Genomic DNA, 17,055 nt, shown 5'->3' with positions numbered 1-17,055 from the left:
GGTCATCGCTCCTCTCCGAGCGTCTGCAGCCCGGCCGTCGCGGGACGGTGCTGGTCGAGCACCACGGCCACCGCCGCCGCGACGACCGCCGCGACGAGGAAGCCGAGCAGGGCGAGCGCCGTCGCCGGCACGTCGATCACGAGCGCCGGCGGCACCGTGGATCCGACGAAGCCCGCGGGGTCGATCGTATGCAACACGATCGCCGCCAGGCCCGCGCCGGTCAGCGCTCCCACGACGACGCCGATGACGGCGGTCGGGGCGAGGTCGGCGAGCACGAGGCCCGCGGTCTGCCGGCGGTCGAAGCCGAGAGCCCGCAGGATGGCGCCGCGGCGCAGCCGCTCGGCGGCGCCCGCCGCGAGGGTCACCACGAACACGCCGAGGCACAGCAGCGCCGCGAGGATCGTCGCGGCGAGGATCGTCGCGCGCACGGCCTGATCCAGCGGCGACCCGACGTTCGTGCCCGCGGTCCGCACGGACGCGTCCGAGCCGGCGGCCTCCCGCGCCGCGGCGGCGACGGCCGCGCGGTCGGCGTGCGGCGCGACCCGCAGGAGCACGCCGACGGTCACCGCCTCGGGCGCGGCCTTCGGCAGGCTCGCGCGATCCACGAGCACCCAGCGCGGTTCGGTGAGCACGACGCTCACCTCGTCGGAGTCGACCGGGTGCAGCGTCAGGGTCACGCGGTCGGGATCGGAGATCGTCATCGTCGCGGGCGGCGTGTCGATGCCGCCGACCACGGCATCCCGGCCGTGCGCGTCGGCCAGCGCCGAGTGGTCGATCCCGCGCTGCACCGATGCCAGGGCCGCGGGATCGGCGAGGTACACCGCCGCGGGCGTGGAGCCGACCGGCTGCGGGGGCAGCACGGCGATCGTCGCGTGCGCCGCGACGCCGGGGATCGCCTCGAGCGCACGCACCTCCTTCGCGCTCAGCCGGGTGCTGTTGATCGCGACGTCCGCGCCGGTCTGGCGCAGCGCCGCCTGCTGCGAGCCGTGCTGCTGGGTGGCGACCATCGTGAGCGAGAACACCGACATCCCGACCCCGATGACGAGAGCGAAGAGCGCCCACGCGGCGCCGCGCCAGGCCGGCCCCGTGCCGGATGCCGCGACCAGCCCGACCGGCCCCCGGCCGCGGCGCAGCAGCGCCCCGAGCCACCGGATGCCGGCGGGTGCGATCCGCAGCACGATCACGGTCACCGCGACCGCGAGCAGCAGCGGTGCCGCCTCCACGAGCGGATCGGCGCCACCCGCCGCACCGACCGGCCCGCGCGCCGCGACCAGAACGAGGGTGAGCGCGGCGACGAGCACGATCGCGCCCTCCGCGACGAGGCGCAGGGCGCGCAGCGCGGGCGACGTCGCCCCGTCGCCGTACGACGGGGAGGCGAGCGCCGCGGCCGCGATCGGTGCCGCGAGCGCGCACAGGGCGGTGGGCACGAGCGCACCGGTCCACGAGCCGCCGCCGGGGATGAGGAGCACGGCGAGCGCCGCGCCCGCCACCGCGACCGGCACCGTCCACACCGCGGTCTCGGCCGCCGCGAGCAGGCGGAGCTGCCATCCGGAGCCGCCCCGGCCGCGCACGAGCGCGCCGGCCGCGCTCCGGCGCAGCCGCAGCAGCCGCAGGCCCAGCAGCAGCACCGCCGCGAGCGCCCCCGCCGGGCCGAGCGCGAACAGCGCGATGAGCGCGATCGACGGCGCGGCCCGCGCCGAGAAGGCGACCAGCTCCGCGGGCAGGTCGGTGCGGAATGCCAGGGTCTGCGGGGCGCGCGGGATGTCGAGCGCCGACGGCTCGACCGCGAACCGCCGCACCTGTGCCGCGACCCGTGGCGCATCGCCCGCGGTGATCGCCGACGCGTCGACCGGGTACCAGGCTTCGATCAGGTGGCCGGTGAGGGTGGGGGCGATGGCCGGCCACGATGCGTCGTCGACCCAGAGCGTGGAGTAGTAGGTCGTGTAGGAGCCGTCCCTGCTCGGTTGCGCTCCCGCCTCGGCACGGCTCGCATCGAGCGACCAGAACGCGTCGCCGGAATCGCGCGGGGCGACCGTGCCCACGAGCACGGCCTGCCGTGCCGGCCTGGTGCCGATCGTCTGGCGCTGTCCCGGTTTCCAGTGCATCGTCGCCGCGCCCTCGGCCGACATCACGACCTGCAGCGGACCGCCCGCGCGCACGGCGCCGGGCCAGCGACCCGAGACCAGCCGTGCCTCGTCGCGCAGGCCGGGGCGGCCTCGAGCGCGAAGCGGAAGCGCGCGTTGCTGGCCGCGGTCGCGGTTCCCGCGCCCGCGAAGCCGCCGGAGCCCTCCCCGACCGCCCGGCCCACGAACGCGCCCGGCCCGACGACCCGGCCGAGACTCGCGAAGCTCCCGTGGATCTCGTCCAGGCGATTCTGCAGGCCCGACCAGATCGGCTCGACGCTGCGGGTGTCGGTCCCGGGGTCGTAGGCGCTGTCATCGCCGAGCACCGCATTCAGGGCGATCCGCCCGTTGCCGGCGTGCGCGAGACCCTGATGCAGCGCCGTCGTCAGGACGCCGTCGGTCGCACGCGGTCCGCCGACCGCCAGGATCACGCCGACCAGGACGAGCAGTGCGACGAGCGCGGAGACCCCGGGGGCCACGCGGAGTCCGCGCAGCGCCAGGCGCGCCGGGCCGAGCCGGGTCATCGCCGCACCTCCTCGATGCGCGGGCGTTCGGCGAGCCGCCGCACGACCCTCTCCTGCACGACCAGTCCGACGACCACGCCCGCCACGAGCGCCGCGGCCGCCACGGTCAGCCCGAGCGGATCCGCCGCGATGGGCGCGACGACCTCCGCTTCGATCCCCGGTGCCGCGGCATGCGCGAGCTGGGGCACGGTCAGCACGACGGCGATGATCGCCGCCACCGCCCCGACCACCCCCGCGTAGCCGAGCACCGCGAGCAGCTCGATGCGGGCGGCGAGCCGCTGCAGCCGCGATCCCGCGCCGAGCGCCCGGAGCACCGCGATCTCGGCCGACCGCGCGCGCAGCAGGGCCGCGACCGCCGTCGCGATCGCGAGCAGCGCGAACAGCACCGTGCCGGCCGCGGCCGTCACGCTCGCGACAATCGCCGGCAGGGCGAGCCGGCCGACGGTCGCGGCGGGAGCCGGCATGGCGGTGATCGCGGGGTCGGAGGCCGTGAGGCGTGCCGCGGCGCCCGTCGCGTCGGCGACGGCGAACCAGGCATGATCCGGCCGCGGCAGGTCGGCCCCGGTGCGCAGCTGCGCCACCTGCAGCGTGGGCAGGTCGACGAACACGCCCGACGGCCCCGGGGCGCCGATCGTGTGCGGCACGACGGCGGCCACCCGCACCGGGATGCCGCTCGCCCCCGCGTCGAGGGTGGCGCGGGCGCCCGTGCCGAGGCCCGCCGCCGCCGCGAGCGGACGCGAGACCGCGGCCGGCACGACCGTCGTTCCGGTGGGCATGAGCCGCCCGAGCTCGGCGCGACCTCCCCCGGCGTCGAGGACGCCCGCGACCGTCCAGCCGAGCGGGCCGGAGGCCGCCGAGCCCGTCGCCGGCCGGTACGCGTGCGTCAGGGCCCACGCCTCCGGGGAGCGGCGACCGGGTCGACCGCGACCGACAGCCCGGTGACGGGGCCCGAGGACTGCACCGCCGCATCGAGCGCGACCAGCCGCCAGGCCGCCGCGCCCGGCGTCATCCGGGGCAGGCGTGCTTCCACGGTGCCGGGCTCCTCCGCTCCGGGTGCGGCGATCCGCGCACCCGGGAGGTCGATCCGCACGGCCTCGCCGTCGGAACCCACGAGCCACGCGGTGAGGTCGAGCCGGGCGTCGTCGGGGGCCGTGCCCCGCGCGTCGAGCCGGAGCCGCAGCCGCCCCGACCCGGTCAGCGGGATGCCGACCTCCTCCCGGCGAGCCCGGCGAGCGCGGGGAGAGCGGCCAGGTCACGATCCTGCAGGGCGCCCAGCCGGGCGACGGGCGCCGCGGTGAGCGTCGCGGCGAGGTCGCCGACCGCCACCTGCTCGGTCAGCGCCGGCGCCGATCCGGCTGCGTGTGCGATGCGCGCGAGTCGCGCGACGTCGGGTGCCGGCGTGCCCGCCGCGACCGACGCCGCCCCCGGCACCTCGACGTCGACGTCGCCGCCGGTGACGAGGCGTCCCGCATCGCGCAGGAAGCCGGCGGAGCTCGCGACGGCGCCGGCGGCGAAACCGGAGGCGCCGACCGCGAGCGCGACGAGCACGAGCGCGCCCGCCACGAGGCCGGGCCGGCGGCGCAACCGGCGGGCGGCGAGCGGCGCGGCGACCCCGTCCCGGCGGCGGGCGACCGCATCCCACGCCGCGGCGAGCGGTGCGCTCAGCAGCAGACCGGCGACCACCAGCGCGGCGATCACCAGGGCGGGGGCGAGCTCGGCCGCCGGGTCCGCGCCGACGCCCGCACCCACGAGCCGTGCGACCCCGACGATCGCGAGCACGCCGAGCAGCGCCGCGCCCGCGACACCCGCGACCCGGCCACCGCGTCCGCCGCCCGCGTGCTCCGGCGCCGCCGCGAGGAACGAGGCGACCACCACCACGAGCAGCGCGCCGGTCGTCGGCACGAGAAACGGCAGGACGAGCTCGAGCACCCCTGCCGGCGGCGCGACCACCAGCAGGAGTGCCTGCGCCGCGACCCAGCCGACCACGGCGCCCGCGAGCACCGGCAGCAACGCGGCGCGGAGATCGCCGCCCGCGATCTGGGCCCGTGCGGCGCCGCGCGCGCGCAGCAGCTCCGTCTCCTCCGTCCGCACCTCGGCGAGCAGCCGCACCAGCAGCAGGAGCGCCAGGAGCGCGCCGGCGGCCAGCAGCGCGACCGGCACCGGCACGACGGCCGCCGCCGCATCGGCGCCCCTCCGCAGTGCGGCGACCGTGCCGGCACCGCCGCCCTCGAGGTGCGCGAACGTCAACGACCCGGCGGCGCTCGCCGCGAGCCGCGCGTAGCCGGTCGCGAGGGACGGCAGCTGGGCCGCGTGGACGCGCGCCGGGTCGGGTGCGATACTCCACCGCGCGGTCAGCTCGATGCCATCGGCGGCGAGTTCGGCCGGCGAGAGCACCACTCGCGCGACGGTGCCCGCCGAGCCGGCGCCGATGCCGTTCCAGATCGGGGCTCGCGGACCGGTCGGGCGCCACACGGCCGCGACCGTCAGCTCGCGGTCCCCCGCATCCGTCAGAAGTCGCAGCGTGTCGCCCGGGGAGACGCCGAGCGCGCGCCCCCGCCTCGTCGATCGCGAGCTGCCCGCGGTCGACCCGGTGCAATCCGGATGCCGCCGCCCGCAGCGCGGCGTCGTCGCGCAGCGGCAGCACCGTGCGGTCCGCCCCCGCGAGGCGCACCGGGTCGCCCACCGCGCTCGACGAGATGGTGAGGGAGCGGCGCCGAACGCCCGGCGGATGCGGCTGCGAGCGGCGGCATCCGCAGCGGCGGAGTCGGTCGCGGCGTGCCGCTCCCACACCATCGACCCGTCGACCGCGGAGGCGGACCGCAGCGCCGCCCGCACCGCGACGTCGGGCTGACGCGCGGCGACGCCGACCGCGATGGTCGTGCCGAGCACCGCGACGAGCACGACGCCGCCGAGCGCACGACGCAGCCAGCGCTGCGTGGCCGCGCGCCGGCGCCAGAAGACGAGCATCCTGCCGATTATGGAGCCTGTTCACCGTGACACGGGTGCGCCGCCGCGGGTTCCGCATCGTTCGGGGAGGTCGGCACCGATACTGAGTCGTAGCCTCGTCGAGCGGATCCCCGGCCGCGTGGGGATCCGATCGACCAGAGGAGCACGACATGAGCGACATCGGAGTTCTGCGGCTGCCCCGGACCATCGAGTTCGGGTGGGGGCCCGCGCCGCCCTGCCCCGGATCGTCTCGCCCCTCGGGCGCCGGGCATTCGTCGTCGTCGATCCCTTCCTGGCGACGACGCCGGCGTTCCGCGAGGCGGTCGCGGCGCTCGAGGCGAGCGGGATCGAGACGCACGTGCACACCGATGTGCTGCCCGAGCTGCCGGTGGACTCGCTGCAGGCCTCCGCCGAGGCGGCCCGCGCGGTGCGCCCCGACGTCGTCATCGGCTACGGCGGCGGCAGCGCGCTCGACGCGTCCAAGCTCGTCGCGCTCCTGCTCGCGCACGGCGGAGCGCTGCCGGACTACTACGGGGAGAACGCGGTGCCCGGCCCCGTGCTGCCCCTGGTCGCGGTGCCCACGACGGCCGGCACGGGGTCGGAGGTGACACCGGTCGCGGTCGTCGCGGACCCGGCGCGCGCGGTCAAGGTGGGCATCTCGAGCCCGTACCTCATCCCGACGGCGGCGCTCGTCGATCCGGAGCTGTCCGCCGCTGCGCCCGCGGGTGTCACGGCGCACGCCGGCATCGATGCCCTGGTGCACGCGGTCGAGTCCTTCACCGGTCGCCCCCTCGAGCCCACCTGGTCGACGACACCACCCGTGTTCGTCGGCCGCAACCTGCTCACCGAGCCGTTGTCGCTCGAGGCGATCCGGCTCATCGGCACGTCGATCGAGTCCGCCGTCACGCATCCGACCGACCGCACCGCCCGGGAGGACATGGCGCGCGGCAGCCTGCTGGCGGGGATGGCCTTCGGCCCCACCGGCACGCACCTGTCGCACGCGCTCCAGTACCCGATCGGCGCGCTGACCCACACCCCGCACGGCCTCGGGACGGGGCTCATGCTGCCGTACGTGCTGGCCGCCTGTGCAGCCGCGATCCCCGAGCAGCTCGCCCTCGTCGGCCAGGCCCTCGGAGTCGACGGGAGTGCGCAGGTCGCCATCCGGCGGATCGCGGACATCGATCGCGCGATCGGCCTCCCGCACTCGCTGCAGGACATCGGCCTGACGCGCGAGCAGCTGCCCGGGATCGCCGAGCTCGCGCTGGGCTCGGCGCGTTTGATCGCGATCACCCCGGTCCCCGTCGACGCCGCGCTGCTGGAGCGCATCCTCGAGGCGGCCTGGTCGGGCGACCTCGCGTCGCTCCTCGACTGAGCCGGGCTACTCGGGCAGCTCGGTGCCGGCCTGCTCGGCGACCAGGTAGCGCGCGTACCAGTCCGGCCAGTCGGGGTCCTCGGCCCCGGTGCGCTTCTCGTGCTCGCCGTGCGCAGCCGCTGCCCGGCGCAGCGCCGCGGCCAGGTCGTCGGCGTCGGCGTACCGGGTGGGACCGACCACCCTCCCGGGCAGCCGGGTCGTGATCTCCTGCAGCACCCAGGTGTTGCCGTCGGGATCGGCGAACGACGCGAAGGTGCAGTACGCCCGGTCCTGCGGATCGCGCCCCGGTACGCGCTGCTCCTCGCCGCCGTGATGGAACACGCCGCCCGCGTCGTGCCACGGTCCGTCGACCTCGACCCCGCGGCCGCGCAGGTCGCCCAGGCACGCGTCGAGGTCGGTCACCGTGAGCATGATCGCCTCGGTGGATCCCGGGGTCGCGCTCGTCACGCCGGTGCCGAAGATGACGGAGGCCTCCGATCCCGGCGGCGTGAACTGCAGCACGCGGAAGTCGGGGCCGGTCGCGAAGTCCGCGTCCTCTCGCCATCCGAGCGAGGAGTAGAACGCCTTGGCCCGGTCGGCGTCGGCCACCGGCAGCACCACGACCTCGAGCTTCTGATCCATGACGACCTCCCGCGATGAGGGTGTGAGGCGTCCATCGTCCATCTCCGAGACGCTCGAGCACCAGAGCCGCGGTGAACCGCCGGGCCCGCCGCCGCGTGTTCATGGGTGACGCCTCCATCGGGGAGGCCGGGACGAATCGGGGTATCGGCGTGGTCGCAAGCACGAGAGCATCGGGGATCTGGCGGATCCTCACCGGGATCCTCCTCATCGTCGTGGCGCTGTTCCACCTCTACCTCGTGGTCGTGGCCCACGTCGGCGGCACCCTCGGGGTGCTGTTCGTGCTGCAGTCGATCGCCGCGCTCGTACTGGCCGTCGCCCTCTTCGTGACCCGCGGCGTCCTGCGCCGGATCGTGCTGGTGCTGAGCCTGCTCTTCCTCCTCGGCAGCCTGGCGGCTCTGCTGCTCGCCCTCACCGTGGGGTTCTTCGGCATCACCGAGGTGTGGACGTTCACGCTCGTGCCGGCGACGGTGGTCGTGGAGGCGATCGGCATCGTCGTGGCGGCGATCGCGACCGCCGTCATGCTGCGCCGTCGCGCGGCGTAGCAGGCCGGGACGCCGGTACACGGCCGACGACTGGCGTCAGGCGCGGCGCCAGCTCGCCGCGTCGACCGGGATGCCGGCCCGCTCGAACGCGAGCACGGCCGCACCCAGCCGTCCGGCCTCCGCTCCGAGCGGCGAGACCACGATGGGCGGGCACTCCCGCCAGGTCAACGTGCCCGTGATCGAACCGCGCAGCGGCTCGAGGAGCGCGTCCCCGGCCGCCGCGACGCCGCCGCCGAGCACCACGAGTGCCGGGTCGAGCAGCGCGACGATCGACAGCACTCCCCGCCCGAGGGCGGTGATCGCCTCGGCCCACACCGCGTCGGCATCGGCGTCGCCCCCGAGCAGCCCGACGATCTGCTCGGCCGTCGCCGGACGACCGGTGCGGGCGGCGTAGCGGCGGGCGATCGCGCCGCCCGAGGCGTACGCCTCCACGCAGCCCTCCTGCCCGCAGGCGCAGCGCTCGCCTCCCGGGATCACCGGCAGATGGCCCACCTCGCCCGCGGCGCTCCCGGCACCGACGACGAGCTCGCCATGGACGACGAGCGCGGACGCGATGCCCGTGCCGAGCTGCACGACGGCGAGGTCGCGCACGCCGATCCCGGCGCCGCAGCGGAGCTCGCCCACTCCGGCGCCGCGCACGTCGTGGGTCACCACGGCGGGCAGGCCGAGTGCGTCCTCCGCCAGCTGCGCGAGCGGCAGATCGCGCCAGTCGAGGTTGACGGCGATCCGCACCACGCCGCCCGGGTCGACGATGCCGGGCGAGACGATGCCGACCGCGACCGGGTTCGTGCCCACCCCCGGAGCGGCCGCCGCGAGGCGGGATGCCACCTCGAGCACGGTCCGCTCCGCCCCCGGCCGTGGGGTCGGCGCGATCTCGGTGGCGCGCACCACCCCCGCGGCATCGACGAGAGCGCCCTTGATCGTCGTTCCGCCGACATCGATCGCGATCACCGCCGGTGGCGCAGACGTCATGGTCGCCACGCTAGCCAGTCCCGGCCGCCGACGGGGACCGCCGGACGCCGGCCGGCGTCAGGGGCGGATCATCGTGACGCCCGGTCCCGCCGATCCACGCGACCCGAGGGCGACGAGTGCCGCGGGCACCTCCTGGAGCCCGATGCGCCTCGAGACCAGCGACTGCGGCCGCAGGCCGCCCGAGCGCGCGAGCTCTAGCAGGCGCGGGTAGTCGGCGGCGGCCATGCCGTGGCTGCCGAGCACCGTGAGCTCCCGGGCGATGACCTCGCCCATCGGCACCGGAGGTTCCGGAGGCAGCAGCCCGATCTGCAGGAGCCGGCCACCGCTCGCGAGCGTGCGCAACCCGGTGGCGAGGGTGGCGGGGCGTCCGAGCGCCTCGACGACGACCTCCGGGGCGCCGCCGGCGGCATCCCGGATCGCGCCGGGCACCGCGGGGTCGTCGAGCCCGGCGATGTCGACGGTCGCCGCCGCGCCCGCGCCGCGGGCCAGCTCGAGCGCCGCCGCGGAGACGTCGACGGCGATGACCCGCGCGCCGAGCGCCGACGCGATGAGGATCGCCGACAGGCCGACGCCGCCGCAGCCGAGCACGGCCACCGTCTCGCCCGCACGCAGCCGCGCGCGATCGACCAGGCCCCGGTAGGCGGTCGCGAACCGGCATCCCAGCAGCGCGGCGCCCTCGGGGTCGACGTCGTCGGGCACGATCACCGCGTTCACGTCGGCGTTGCGCACGAGCACGTACTCGGCGAACGAGCCGTCGTAGGTGAAACCCGGCTGCTGCTGGAACCGGCACACCTGCGCGCGCCCGCCGGTGCAGTCCTCGCACTCGCCGCAGCCGCACACGAACGGCGTCGTCACCCGCTGCCCGGCCTCGACCCGTCGCACCTCGGCACCGACGGAGGCCACTACGCCGACCAGCTCATGGCCGGGGGTGTACGGCGGATGCACCGTGTCGTCGGCACCGGCCCAGGCGTGCGCGTCGCTGCGGCAGAGTCCCGTCGCCTCGACCCGCACGAGAGCGTCGCGCGCGCCGGGCTCCGGCACCGGAACCTCCCGCACGGTCGGCAGCTCGCCGAACCCCCGACCCGGACGGCGCGCATCATCACGCTCCCATCGTCGTGCCTCGCGCGGTGCGCTCGCTCCGTTACCGAGGCATCGTGTTGATCACGAGCCCGATGTGGGTGAAGAAGTTGAGCGCACCGAACAGGAGGAAGGCGAGGCCGCTCAGCCCGAGGCAGAGTCCGGTGACCCATTCCAGCGGCGTGAACCGTTCACGTTCCGCGAGCCGGTCCGCCGTGAACGGGAAGAGGATCGCACCGACGCCGCCGAGCGCGAAGAGCCCCGACATGAAGATGGCCTCCACCCACGGCCACGAGGCGAAGGCGCCCGAGATGGGCTCCTCCGGCGGCGCCGCGAACAGCTGGAAGACGAGCCCGGCGATCGCGATCGCGATGAGGGAGAGCCCGAGCCCCCACACGAAGATCGAGAGCGGCGCGACGGCATCCGCGAGATCGCGCGCCGGTCCGGATGCCGCATGCCGGGCGGCACCGCGGCGTGCCCAGAGGAGCACCGCTCCGCCGAGCAGCAGCACCCCGAAGGCGAGGCTCGGCTCGCCGAAGATGATGTCGTCGAACGGGAAGTACTTCGCGAACGGCCAGGTCAGGGTCATGTGCAGCCCCGTCGCCGCGAGGATCAGCCCGAGCACGCCGAAGCTGACCGCGTACCCCTCGTGGTGCACGGGCCGGCCGCGGATGAGCCGCCGCCCCAGATCGACGATCGTGAGCATGGCCGCCCCCGCGGCCACCGACATGATCGTGTTGTAGGTCGGCATCTGCGTCCAGTCGACCGTGAGAGCGGCGTCGGTCGGGATCATCAGCGCACTCGGCGCAGCAGCATGAGCGCGGCCCCGTAGACCAGGTGCGCCCGGAACAGGTGGCGCGCCCGCTCGCCGTCACGATGGGCGGGGGCAGCACCCCGAGCGCGGGCGCGATCACCTCGTAACCGACGAGCCACAGGATGACGGCCGCCGGCAGCGACGACGGCGGCCCGAACCGGCGCAGCAGCACCGCGAGCACGCCGCCGCTCGCCCCGATGCCGAGGTGCAGCGCCGTGCCGGCCGCGGACACCTGCTCCGCCGACCATCCGGGCCGCAGCCGCGCGACGATCCGAGCCGGCGGGGCCGTGCCGATCGCCTCGCGGCTCTCGCCGCCGAGCATGTAGGCGCTCATGACGACGGTGGCCGCGACACCGGCGCCGACGGCCGCGGGAAGACGTGCGGAGCGAGCGGACATGCCTCGACCCTTCTGTGCCGGGCCGCGGCGCGCAAGGCGGACTCGCGATCGCCCAGGAGACACGCGGGAGGTGGCTGGACGTCACGTCCGAGAGCCGTCCGCCGTCACCGACCGCTGGCTACCGTCGACGGATTCCGACCGAAAGGACGAGCAGATGACGACCGTGGAGAAGTCCATCGACGTGGACGTGCCGATCAGCAGGGCGTACGACCAGTGGACCCAGTTCGAGACCTTTCCCGAGTTCCTCGGCGGGGTCGAGCAGGTGACGCAGCTGGACGACACCCACCTGCACTGGAAGGTGAAGGTCGGCGGGGTCGAGCGCGAGTTCGACGCCGAGGTGACCGAGCAGCATCCCGACGAGCGCGTCGCCTGGCGCTCGACCGACGGCACCACCCACGCCGGCGTCGTGACGTTCCACCGCCTGGGCGATGCCACGACCCGCGTGAACGTGCAGCTGGACTGGGAGCCCGAGGGACTGGTCGAGAAGGCCGGCGCCGTGCTGCAGGCCGACGACCTCCAGATCGGCCGCGACCTCGACCGGTTCAAGGACTACATCGAGAGCCGCGGATCGGCCGACGGCGCGTGGCGCGGCGACGTGGATCGCGCTCCGGACGCCGACGGCCGCTGAGGCGGCGGGGCCGCGGCGAGGCGCGCCGCGGGGATCAGGCGGCGGCCTGCGTCGTCCGGCGCAGACGCGGTCGGCGCAGACGGCGCACGAGCGGGAGGCCGCTCTGCGCCGTCCTCGACGGCGCCGTCTCGAGCCGCTGCCGCGCCCCGTCGAGCGACCCGTTGACACCCACGGGGGCGCCACGGCCGTCGAGCGCGACGAAGCGGTTCTCGATCCGTTCGACGGTGCCCACGAAGTCGCCGCCCCGCGACGCGACCCAGAGGTCGTCGGTCACGGCGGCCCAGAGGATCGGATCCGACGATTCGGTGGCACTGCTCATGTCGTCACGCTAACTTCGCCCGCCGACGACCTCGAGGGTCTTGCGCGACGGGCCCGTAGACAGTAAGTGAACGTGCGCGCGCGGGGTGGCTGCGAGTCGGCTGCGACGGCGCACCGGGCGGCGAGCGGTCCGCTTAGCGTCGTCGGCATCCACTCACCAGTTGGGAGGCCGTCATGTGGAGCAAGGTCATGATCTTCGTCGCGGGTGCCGCCGTCGGATGGCTCGTCGGAGCCCGCACCGGACGGCAGGCGTACGAGCGGGTCGCCGGACGCGCTGCCGAGGCGTGGCGGTCGCCGGGGGTGCGCAGGGCGACCGGCACGATCCGCCGCGCCGTCCGCGACAGGGTGCCCGGCGTGGGCGGCGCCGCGAGCGATGCGCTCGAGGCCGCGGCGGAGGGCGCCGACCGATTCGCTGACCGGCACGCGGCGGACGGCGACCGATGACCGGGGCGTCGCCGATCCGGTCGGACGCGGTCGACATCCAGGACACCCCGAGCCCGACTCCGGATCACCGAGCCGAGCTGATCGACGGGCCCGCGGCCGGCGGCTTCCGCGCGATCGATGTCGACGACACACCCCCGGCGACCCTCGACGTCGAGCTCGACGACGGCACGCATGTCGCGTACATCTACTTCGGCCGCCGCGGCGAGCTCGATCCCCACGCCTACGCCTACGGCTGGGACCGGCAGCCGCCCGCCCTCGAGCCGATCACCTGACCGCGGCGGCCGGCCCCGTCAGGACTCGGGGGCCGCGTGATCGAGGTGACGGACGATCCGGTCGACGAGGTGACGGACGAACTCGACGTCGGCGGGCACGAACGTGCCGTCCGCGTCTTCGATCGCGATGCTGTGCTCGACGAGCGGGCCGACCCCCAGGCGCGCCGACAACGCGTCGTTGAGGGAGAGCAGGTGGTCCGCCTCCCGGCTCCACGCCGGATCGCCCCCGTGGCCCTCGCGCCGACGGTGCAGTCGTCGCGCGCAGATCGAGAGCTCGCCGAGTGCCTGCAGGTACGGAGTGCTGAGCCGCCCCAGAATCGACGGCTCGGCAGGATGCGACATGCTCCGAGCGTCGCTCGCGCGCGCGTGCCGCGGGACAGACAACAGGCAGATCCCAGGCTGCGGCCGGATCCGCGCCTCAGACCGCCGACGCGAGGAACGAGGTCAGGGCGCCCAGCGCTCCCGGCGCCAGCCGGTAGTAGGCCCAGGTGCCGCGTTTGCTGCGCGTGAGGAAGCCGGCATCCATCAGGATCCGCAGGTGGTGCGACACGGTCGGCTGCGACAGGCCGAGCGGGTCGGTGAGGTCGCACACGCACGCCTCGCCGTCGTCGTGGGCCGCGATCATCGACACGATCCGGATGCGGGCCGGATCGGCGAGCGCCTTGACCGAGCGGGCCAGCGACTCGGCGTTGGCGGCGCTGATCACCTCGCGGGTGATGGGGCGCAGCACGCCGACAGATCACGCAACGGGATGAGCTCGGCGACCGGCATGCACCGATTCTCGCAGATACATTGACAAACGTCGATGTTTAACGCGACGCTCGGTGCATCGACACCCGTCGATGGAGAGGAGGATCGCACCATGAACGAATGCTGCGACCCGACGATCTGCGTGCCGGGCTCGGACTGCGAGACCGACTGCTGCTGATCGACCCGTCCGGGCCGTCGGCGCGCACGGCGACCCGGACCCCTCCCGAGATCGGAGATCCCCGTGCCCGACGCCACCGTGCTCTTCGTCTGCGTGCACAACGCCGGCCGCTCCCAGATGGCCGCCGGCTACGCGCGGGTGCTCGGGCGCGGGCGGCTGCGCGTGCTCTCGGGCGGCACCGAGCCGGCCGAGGCCGTCAATCCGATCGCCGTCGCCGCGATGGCCGAGGACGGCATCGACATCGCACCGGCCGTGCCGTCGATCCTCGACGTCGGCGACGTGCGCGCCGCGGATGCCGTGATCACCATGGGCTGCGGCGACGCCTGCCCGGTGTTCCCCGGCATCCGCTACGAGGACTGGGAGCTCGCCGACCCGGCCGGCCTGCCGCTGGAGGCGGTGCGTCCGATCCGCGACGACATCCGGGCGCGGGTCGAGGCCCTGGTCGCCGAGCTGGTCGGCTGACGGGACCGGCTCAGGCGACCTCGAGCGCCTCGTACGCCGGGGTGAGCGCCTGCCAGCGCGGCTTCCACTCCGACCCCTCGCCGGCGAGCAGGTGGCCGAGGTCCTCCAGGTGCACCTGCCATCCCGCCCCGTAGAAGTGCAGCTTGTCGACGGGCAGTCCGCGCTCCTCGACCACGAGCCGGGTGCGCGCCCCCTCGGCGGTGAGGGTCGCCTCGACCTGGGTGCCGTCCTCGAGACCGGTGAGCAGCAGCCGGTGCGGCTCCTCGCAGGTCTCCACGCGCATCGGACCCTCCCACTCGCTCGTGAACCGGGCGTGGAAGGTTCCGCCGAGTCGCAGGTCGCCCTCGACCACGGCGATCCAGCGCGCCAGACGCTCCGGCCGCGTGAGGGCCGACCAGAGGTCGTCGATGCCGGTGTCGTACAGGTCCTCGACCCGCACCGCCCCGAGCCTGTCGTCGATGCGCCGCATCGTGCCGATGATCCGGTCGGTCATGTCGCTCTCCGTTCTCTCCTGCCGCGCGCCACCTCGGTGTGCAGCGCGGCGAGTCGTCCCTGCCACAGCGCCCGGTAGGGCGCCAGCCATTCGTCGAGGTCGGCGAGCGGCTCGGTGCGCAACCGGTAGATCCGGCGCTGCGCCTGCTGTTCGACGTCGACCAGCCCGGCCTCCCGCAGCACCCGGAGGTGCCGTGAGACCCCGGGCGCGCGATCGGGATCACCGCGGCCACCTCACCGGCCGTGGCCGGGTGCTCGCGCAGCAGCTCCACGATCGCGCGCCGATGGCCGTCGGCCAGGGCCTGCCACATCGCATCCATCGGCACCAACGTATCAACTCGTGTACGTAACCACAAGGGTACGCATGCGGTCAGGGACGGGAGCCCGCATCCGCGTACTGGGGCGGGCACGTGCCGCCCGGCGTCGTCGCCAGCTCGTAGTGCCACATCTCGTTGGCGTAGATCTGGCACAACCCGTATCGGGATCCGTGCTGCTGCATCCAGCTGTCGGCGTCGGTGTACCCGATGTCGACCGCGTCGCCGCTCAGATGCCGCGACGACGTGCCGGCGGCCACGTACTCGCTCGCTTCCTGCGCGCCACCGCGCGCGACGGCCTGGTCGCGCAGCCAGTCCTGATAGCGCTGATCGCGCCAGCCGCTCGTGACGACGAAGGCGACACCGTCGGCCTCGGCATCTCGTGCCGCCGCGTGCAGCGCATCCCGCAGCGAGGGTCGCAGGCGGGTGAGCGCGGGCACGTCGTCGAAGGGCGAGATCGGCGCCTGGGGGTCGACGTAGCCGTCGGCCGCATCCGGAGCGTCGCCCGCCTCCGCGACCGCGGTCACGAGCGGGCTCGCGAGCGCGAAGCACACCGCGACGAGGCCGGAGGCCACGAGCAGGGCGACGGCGGGACGCCATCGCCTCGGCGTCTCACCCGTCGAGCGGCGCGAACGGGAAGCGGAGGCGAGGGGATGCTGCATCCTCGATGGCATCAGAGCAGCCGTCTCGCCGGCGTTCGCGGTTTCGGATACGTGCGCGATAGGCGCCTCAGCGGACCGCCCGCGGCGCCGGGAAGGTCACCCGTGCGGTGAGCCCGCCCTGCGCTCGCGGCACCAGCCGCAGTGCCGCGCCGTGCACCTCCGCGATGCGCGCGACGAGGGCGAGCCCGAGGCCGCTGCCCTCGCCGGCCGCCCGGCCGGCTCCCGCGGCGACCCGCCCCGCCCCCGCACGAAGGGCTCGGTCAGGGTGCCCACCACCTCCGGCGGCACGACCGGTCCGGTGTTGACGACCGTGACCTCGACCGCGCCCGAGTCGTCGGAGCGCGTCGTCACCTCCACGTCGCCGCCCGGAGCGTTGTGCCGGATGCCGTTCAGCACGAGGTTGCCGACGAGCTGGCGCACGAGCGCCGTGCGCCCGTCGATGTCGCCCTCGCCGAGCGTCGTCGTGACGCTCACCCCCGACGCCCGGGCGATCGGGCGCAGCTCCTCCACGACGTCGGCCGTGAGGTCCGCGAGATCGACCGGCTCGTCGAGCACCTCGGGCAGGTAGTCGAGCGACGCGAGGGTCAGCAGTGCCGCCACCGTCTCGGCACCGCGACGGTTCGTCTCGTCGAGCCGGCGCAGCAGTTCGGGCATGTCGACCCCGTCGGGGTCGGCCTGTGCGACATCGATCATCGAGCGGCTGATCGCGTACGGGGTGCGCAGCTCGTGGGACGCGTTCGCCGTGAACCGCCGCTGCTCCTCGAACGCGTGCTGCAGGCGGTCGAGCATCGAGTCGAACGTGTCGGCGAGCTGGTGGAACTCGTCGTGCGGCCCCGTCATCGCCACGCGGTCGTCGAGCGACCCGGCGGCGACGCGCTGCGCGACCGCATTGATGCGCCCGAGCGGTCGCAGCATCCGGCCGCTCAGCAACCAGCCGCCGACCAGGCCGATCACGAGCAGCACTCCCGCGACCTGCCAGAGCCGTGGCCACACGGCCCGGAACAGGTCGTCGCGCCCCGGCAGGAATCCGTCCCTGCCGCGCAGGCCTGTGGCGAGCGGCACGAAATGCAGCACGTAGAGGATGAGCGCGAACATCGCGGCCGCCGCGACGAGCAGGAAGACCGCGTAGCTCAGGGTCAACCGCATC

Annotated in this window: 23 protein-coding genes; 7 read left to right on the top strand and 16 right to left on the bottom strand. The window is 75.0% G+C overall.

The window, feature by feature from the left end; genetic code table 11:
* Positions 1-2: 2 nt before the first annotated feature.
* From QQK35_RS11420 to QQK35_RS11400, 5 genes are all read right to left on the bottom strand, one after another.
* A complete protein-coding gene (locus tag QQK35_RS11420) occupies positions 3-2,129 on the bottom strand; it encodes an ABC transporter permease (protein WP_284255682.1) in 2,127 nt (708 codons plus the stop codon).
* A complete protein-coding gene (locus QQK35_RS11415; protein ID WP_284254282.1) occupies positions 2,129-2,647 on the bottom strand; it encodes a hypothetical protein in 519 nt (172 codons plus the stop codon). Before QQK35_RS11415 ends, QQK35_RS11420 begins: the two co-directional genes overlap by 1 nt.
* A complete protein-coding gene (locus QQK35_RS11410; protein ID WP_284254281.1) occupies positions 2,644-3,423 on the bottom strand; it encodes a hypothetical protein in 780 nt (259 codons plus the stop codon). Before QQK35_RS11410 ends, QQK35_RS11415 begins: the two co-directional genes overlap by 4 nt.
* A gap of 107 nt (positions 3,424-3,530) precedes the next feature.
* Positions 3,531-3,758 (bottom strand): hypothetical protein, encoded by a 228-nt coding sequence (locus QQK35_RS11405; RefSeq protein WP_284254280.1) that lies wholly within the window; start codon positions 3,756-3,758, stop codon positions 3,531-3,533.
* An 83-nt stretch (positions 3,759-3,841) separates the two neighbouring features.
* On the bottom strand, positions 3,842-5,614 hold the full coding sequence (locus QQK35_RS11400; RefSeq protein ID WP_284254279.1) for an FtsX-like permease family protein: 1,773 nt from the start codon (positions 5,612-5,614) through the stop codon (positions 3,842-3,844).
* Positions 5,615-5,810: 196 nt separating this feature from the next.
* Between QQK35_RS11400 and QQK35_RS11395 the strand changes: the two genes are divergently transcribed.
* The gene (locus QQK35_RS11395) at positions 5,811-6,965 is read left to right on the top strand and encodes an iron-containing alcohol dehydrogenase (RefSeq protein ID WP_284254278.1); all 1,155 of its coding nucleotides are present in this window, start codon (positions 5,811-5,813) and stop codon (positions 6,963-6,965) included.
* A 6-nt stretch (positions 6,966-6,971) separates the two neighbouring features.
* Here QQK35_RS11395 and QQK35_RS11390 read toward each other — a convergent pair whose 3' ends face one another.
* Positions 6,972-7,628: a VOC family protein gene (locus QQK35_RS11390; protein ID WP_284254276.1), complete on the bottom strand. Its 657-nt coding sequence runs from the start codon at positions 7,626-7,628 to the stop codon at positions 6,972-6,974.
* 107 nt (positions 7,629-7,735) lie between these two features.
* On the opposite strand from QQK35_RS11390, the gene QQK35_RS11385 reads away from it, so the two are divergent.
* Positions 7,736-8,128: a hypothetical protein gene (locus QQK35_RS11385; protein WP_284254275.1), complete on the top strand. Its 393-nt coding sequence runs from the start codon at positions 7,736-7,738 to the stop codon at positions 8,126-8,128.
* A 36-nt stretch (positions 8,129-8,164) separates the two neighbouring features.
* Here QQK35_RS11385 and QQK35_RS11380 read toward each other — a convergent pair whose 3' ends face one another.
* The 3 genes from QQK35_RS11380 to QQK35_RS11370 all read right to left on the bottom strand — a co-directional run bounded on the left by QQK35_RS11380 (position 8,165) and on the right by QQK35_RS11370 (position 10,970).
* Positions 8,165-9,100: an ROK family protein gene (locus QQK35_RS11380; RefSeq protein ID WP_284254274.1), complete on the bottom strand. Its 936-nt coding sequence runs from the start codon at positions 9,098-9,100 to the stop codon at positions 8,165-8,167.
* A gap of 57 nt (positions 9,101-9,157) precedes the next feature.
* Complete coding sequence (locus QQK35_RS11375; RefSeq protein WP_284254273.1) at positions 9,158-10,156, bottom strand: alcohol dehydrogenase catalytic domain-containing protein; 999 nt, start codon at positions 10,154-10,156, stop codon at positions 9,158-9,160.
* A gap of 85 nt (positions 10,157-10,241) precedes the next feature.
* On the bottom strand, positions 10,242-10,970 hold the full coding sequence (locus QQK35_RS11370; RefSeq protein ID WP_284254272.1) for a DUF981 family protein: 729 nt from the start codon (positions 10,968-10,970) through the stop codon (positions 10,242-10,244).
* A 143-nt stretch (positions 10,971-11,113) separates the two neighbouring features.
* Here QQK35_RS11370 and QQK35_RS11365 point away from each other — a divergent pair, with 143 nt between their 5' ends.
* Positions 11,114-11,317 (top strand): hypothetical protein, encoded by a 204-nt coding sequence (locus QQK35_RS11365; protein ID WP_284254271.1) that lies wholly within the window; start codon positions 11,114-11,116, stop codon positions 11,315-11,317.
* A 225-nt stretch (positions 11,318-11,542) separates the two neighbouring features.
* A complete protein-coding gene (locus QQK35_RS11360; protein WP_284254270.1) occupies positions 11,543-12,016 on the top strand; it encodes an SRPBCC family protein in 474 nt (157 codons plus the stop codon).
* Positions 12,017-12,050: 34 nt separating this feature from the next.
* Here the strand turns inward: QQK35_RS11360 and QQK35_RS11355 are convergent, their stop codons facing one another.
* Positions 12,051-12,335: a hypothetical protein gene (locus QQK35_RS11355; protein ID WP_284254269.1), complete on the bottom strand. Its 285-nt coding sequence runs from the start codon at positions 12,333-12,335 to the stop codon at positions 12,051-12,053.
* Positions 12,336-12,508: 173 nt separating this feature from the next.
* Here QQK35_RS11355 and QQK35_RS11350 point away from each other — a divergent pair, with 173 nt between their 5' ends.
* Both QQK35_RS11350 and QQK35_RS11345 read left to right on the top strand, forming a co-directional pair.
* Complete coding sequence (locus QQK35_RS11350; protein ID WP_284254268.1) at positions 12,509-12,778, top strand: hypothetical protein; 270 nt, start codon at positions 12,509-12,511, stop codon at positions 12,776-12,778.
* A complete protein-coding gene (locus QQK35_RS11345) occupies positions 12,775-13,050 on the top strand; it encodes a hypothetical protein (RefSeq protein ID WP_284254267.1) in 276 nt (91 codons plus the stop codon). The genes QQK35_RS11350 and QQK35_RS11345 overlap by 4 nt, the downstream gene beginning before the upstream one ends.
* A gap of 18 nt (positions 13,051-13,068) precedes the next feature.
* Here the strand turns inward: QQK35_RS11345 and QQK35_RS11340 are convergent, their stop codons facing one another.
* Positions 13,069-13,392, bottom strand: a complete 324-nt coding sequence (locus QQK35_RS11340) for a hypothetical protein (RefSeq protein WP_284254266.1) — start codon at positions 13,390-13,392, stop codon at positions 13,069-13,071.
* A 76-nt stretch (positions 13,393-13,468) separates the two neighbouring features.
* Positions 13,469-13,780, bottom strand: coding sequence for an ArsR/SmtB family transcription factor (locus QQK35_RS11335; RefSeq protein WP_431311807.1), 312 nt, complete (start codon positions 13,778-13,780; stop codon positions 13,469-13,471).
* Positions 13,781-14,041: 261 nt separating this feature from the next.
* Between QQK35_RS11335 and QQK35_RS11330 the strand changes: the two genes are divergently transcribed.
* Entirely contained in the window at positions 14,042-14,440 is a 399-nt protein-coding gene (locus QQK35_RS11330) for an arsenate reductase ArsC (RefSeq protein ID WP_284254265.1), read from the top strand.
* 10 nt (positions 14,441-14,450) lie between these two features.
* Here the strand turns inward: QQK35_RS11330 and QQK35_RS11325 are convergent, their stop codons facing one another.
* From QQK35_RS11325 to QQK35_RS11310, 4 genes are all read right to left on the bottom strand, one after another.
* The gene (locus tag QQK35_RS11325; protein ID WP_284254264.1) at positions 14,451-14,933 is read right to left on the bottom strand and encodes an SRPBCC domain-containing protein; all 483 of its coding nucleotides are present in this window, start codon (positions 14,931-14,933) and stop codon (positions 14,451-14,453) included.
* The gene (locus QQK35_RS19780; protein ID WP_348534927.1) at positions 14,930-15,115 is read right to left on the bottom strand and encodes a hypothetical protein; all 186 of its coding nucleotides are present in this window, start codon (positions 15,113-15,115) and stop codon (positions 14,930-14,932) included. Before QQK35_RS19780 ends, QQK35_RS11325 begins: the two co-directional genes overlap by 4 nt.
* 187 nt (positions 15,116-15,302) lie before the next feature.
* The gene (locus QQK35_RS11315; RefSeq protein ID WP_284254263.1) at positions 15,303-15,908 is read right to left on the bottom strand and encodes a D-alanyl-D-alanine carboxypeptidase family protein; all 606 of its coding nucleotides are present in this window, start codon (positions 15,906-15,908) and stop codon (positions 15,303-15,305) included.
* A 96-nt stretch (positions 15,909-16,004) separates the two neighbouring features.
* Positions 16,005-17,054, bottom strand: coding sequence for a sensor histidine kinase (locus tag QQK35_RS11310; RefSeq protein ID WP_284254262.1), 1,050 nt, complete (start codon positions 17,052-17,054; stop codon positions 16,005-16,007).
* Position 17,055: the final 1 nt, after the last annotated feature.

It is taken from the genome of Pseudolysinimonas kribbensis (assembly GCF_030161895.1).
GTDB classification, from domain to species: domain Bacteria; phylum Actinomycetota; class Actinomycetes; order Actinomycetales; family Microbacteriaceae; genus Pseudolysinimonas; species Pseudolysinimonas kribbensis.
The sequence above is the reverse complement of the archived record's forward strand: the minus strand, read 5'-3'. Positions and strand labels throughout refer to the sequence as shown.

Excerpts from the sequence above, each read along its gene's own strand:
- QQK35_RS11310 (WP_284254262.1), bottom strand. The coding sequence starts at position 17,054 with ATGCGGTTGACCCTGAGCTACGCGGTCTTCCTGCTCGTCGCGGCGGCC.
- QQK35_RS11400 (WP_284254279.1), bottom strand. The coding sequence starts at position 5,614 with ATGCTCGTCTTCTGGCGCCGGCGCGCGGCCACGCAGCGCTGGCTGCGT.
- QQK35_RS11410 (WP_284254281.1), bottom strand. The coding sequence starts at position 3,423 with ATGCCCACCGGAACGACGGTCGTGCCGGCCGCGGTCTCGCGTCCGCTC.
- QQK35_RS11340 (WP_284254266.1), bottom strand. The coding sequence starts at position 13,392 with ATGTCGCATCCTGCCGAGCCGTCGATTCTGGGGCGGCTCAGCACTCCG.
- QQK35_RS11360 (WP_284254270.1), top strand. The coding sequence starts at position 11,543 with ATGACGACCGTGGAGAAGTCCATCGACGTGGACGTGCCGATCAGCAGG.
- QQK35_RS11355 (WP_284254269.1), bottom strand. The coding sequence starts at position 12,335 with ATGAGCAGTGCCACCGAATCGTCGGATCCGATCCTCTGGGCCGCCGTG.
- QQK35_RS11380 (WP_284254274.1), bottom strand. The coding sequence starts at position 9,100 with ATGACGTCTGCGCCACCGGCGGTGATCGCGATCGATGTCGGCGGAACG.
- QQK35_RS11420 (WP_284255682.1), bottom strand. The coding sequence starts at position 2,129 with ATGTCGGCCGAGGGCGCGGCGACGATGCACTGGAAACCGGGACAGCGC.
- QQK35_RS11345 (WP_284254267.1), top strand. The coding sequence starts at position 12,775 with ATGACCGGGGCGTCGCCGATCCGGTCGGACGCGGTCGACATCCAGGAC.
- QQK35_RS11390 (WP_284254276.1), bottom strand. The coding sequence starts at position 7,628 with ATGGACGATGGACGCCTCACACCCTCATCGCGGGAGGTCGTCATGGAT.
- QQK35_RS11415 (WP_284254282.1), bottom strand. The coding sequence starts at position 2,647 with ATGACCCGGCTCGGCCCGGCGCGCCTGGCGCTGCGCGGACTCCGCGTG.
- QQK35_RS11365 (WP_284254271.1), top strand. The coding sequence starts at position 11,114 with ATGACGGCCGCCGGCAGCGACGACGGCGGCCCGAACCGGCGCAGCAGC.
- QQK35_RS11315 (WP_284254263.1), bottom strand. The coding sequence starts at position 15,908 with ATGCAGCATCCCCTCGCCTCCGCTTCCCGTTCGCGCCGCTCGACGGGT.
- QQK35_RS11350 (WP_284254268.1), top strand. The coding sequence starts at position 12,509 with ATGTGGAGCAAGGTCATGATCTTCGTCGCGGGTGCCGCCGTCGGATGG.
- QQK35_RS11370 (WP_284254272.1), bottom strand. The coding sequence starts at position 10,970 with ATGATCCCGACCGACGCCGCTCTCACGGTCGACTGGACGCAGATGCCG.
- QQK35_RS11325 (WP_284254264.1), bottom strand. The coding sequence starts at position 14,933 with ATGACCGACCGGATCATCGGCACGATGCGGCGCATCGACGACAGGCTC.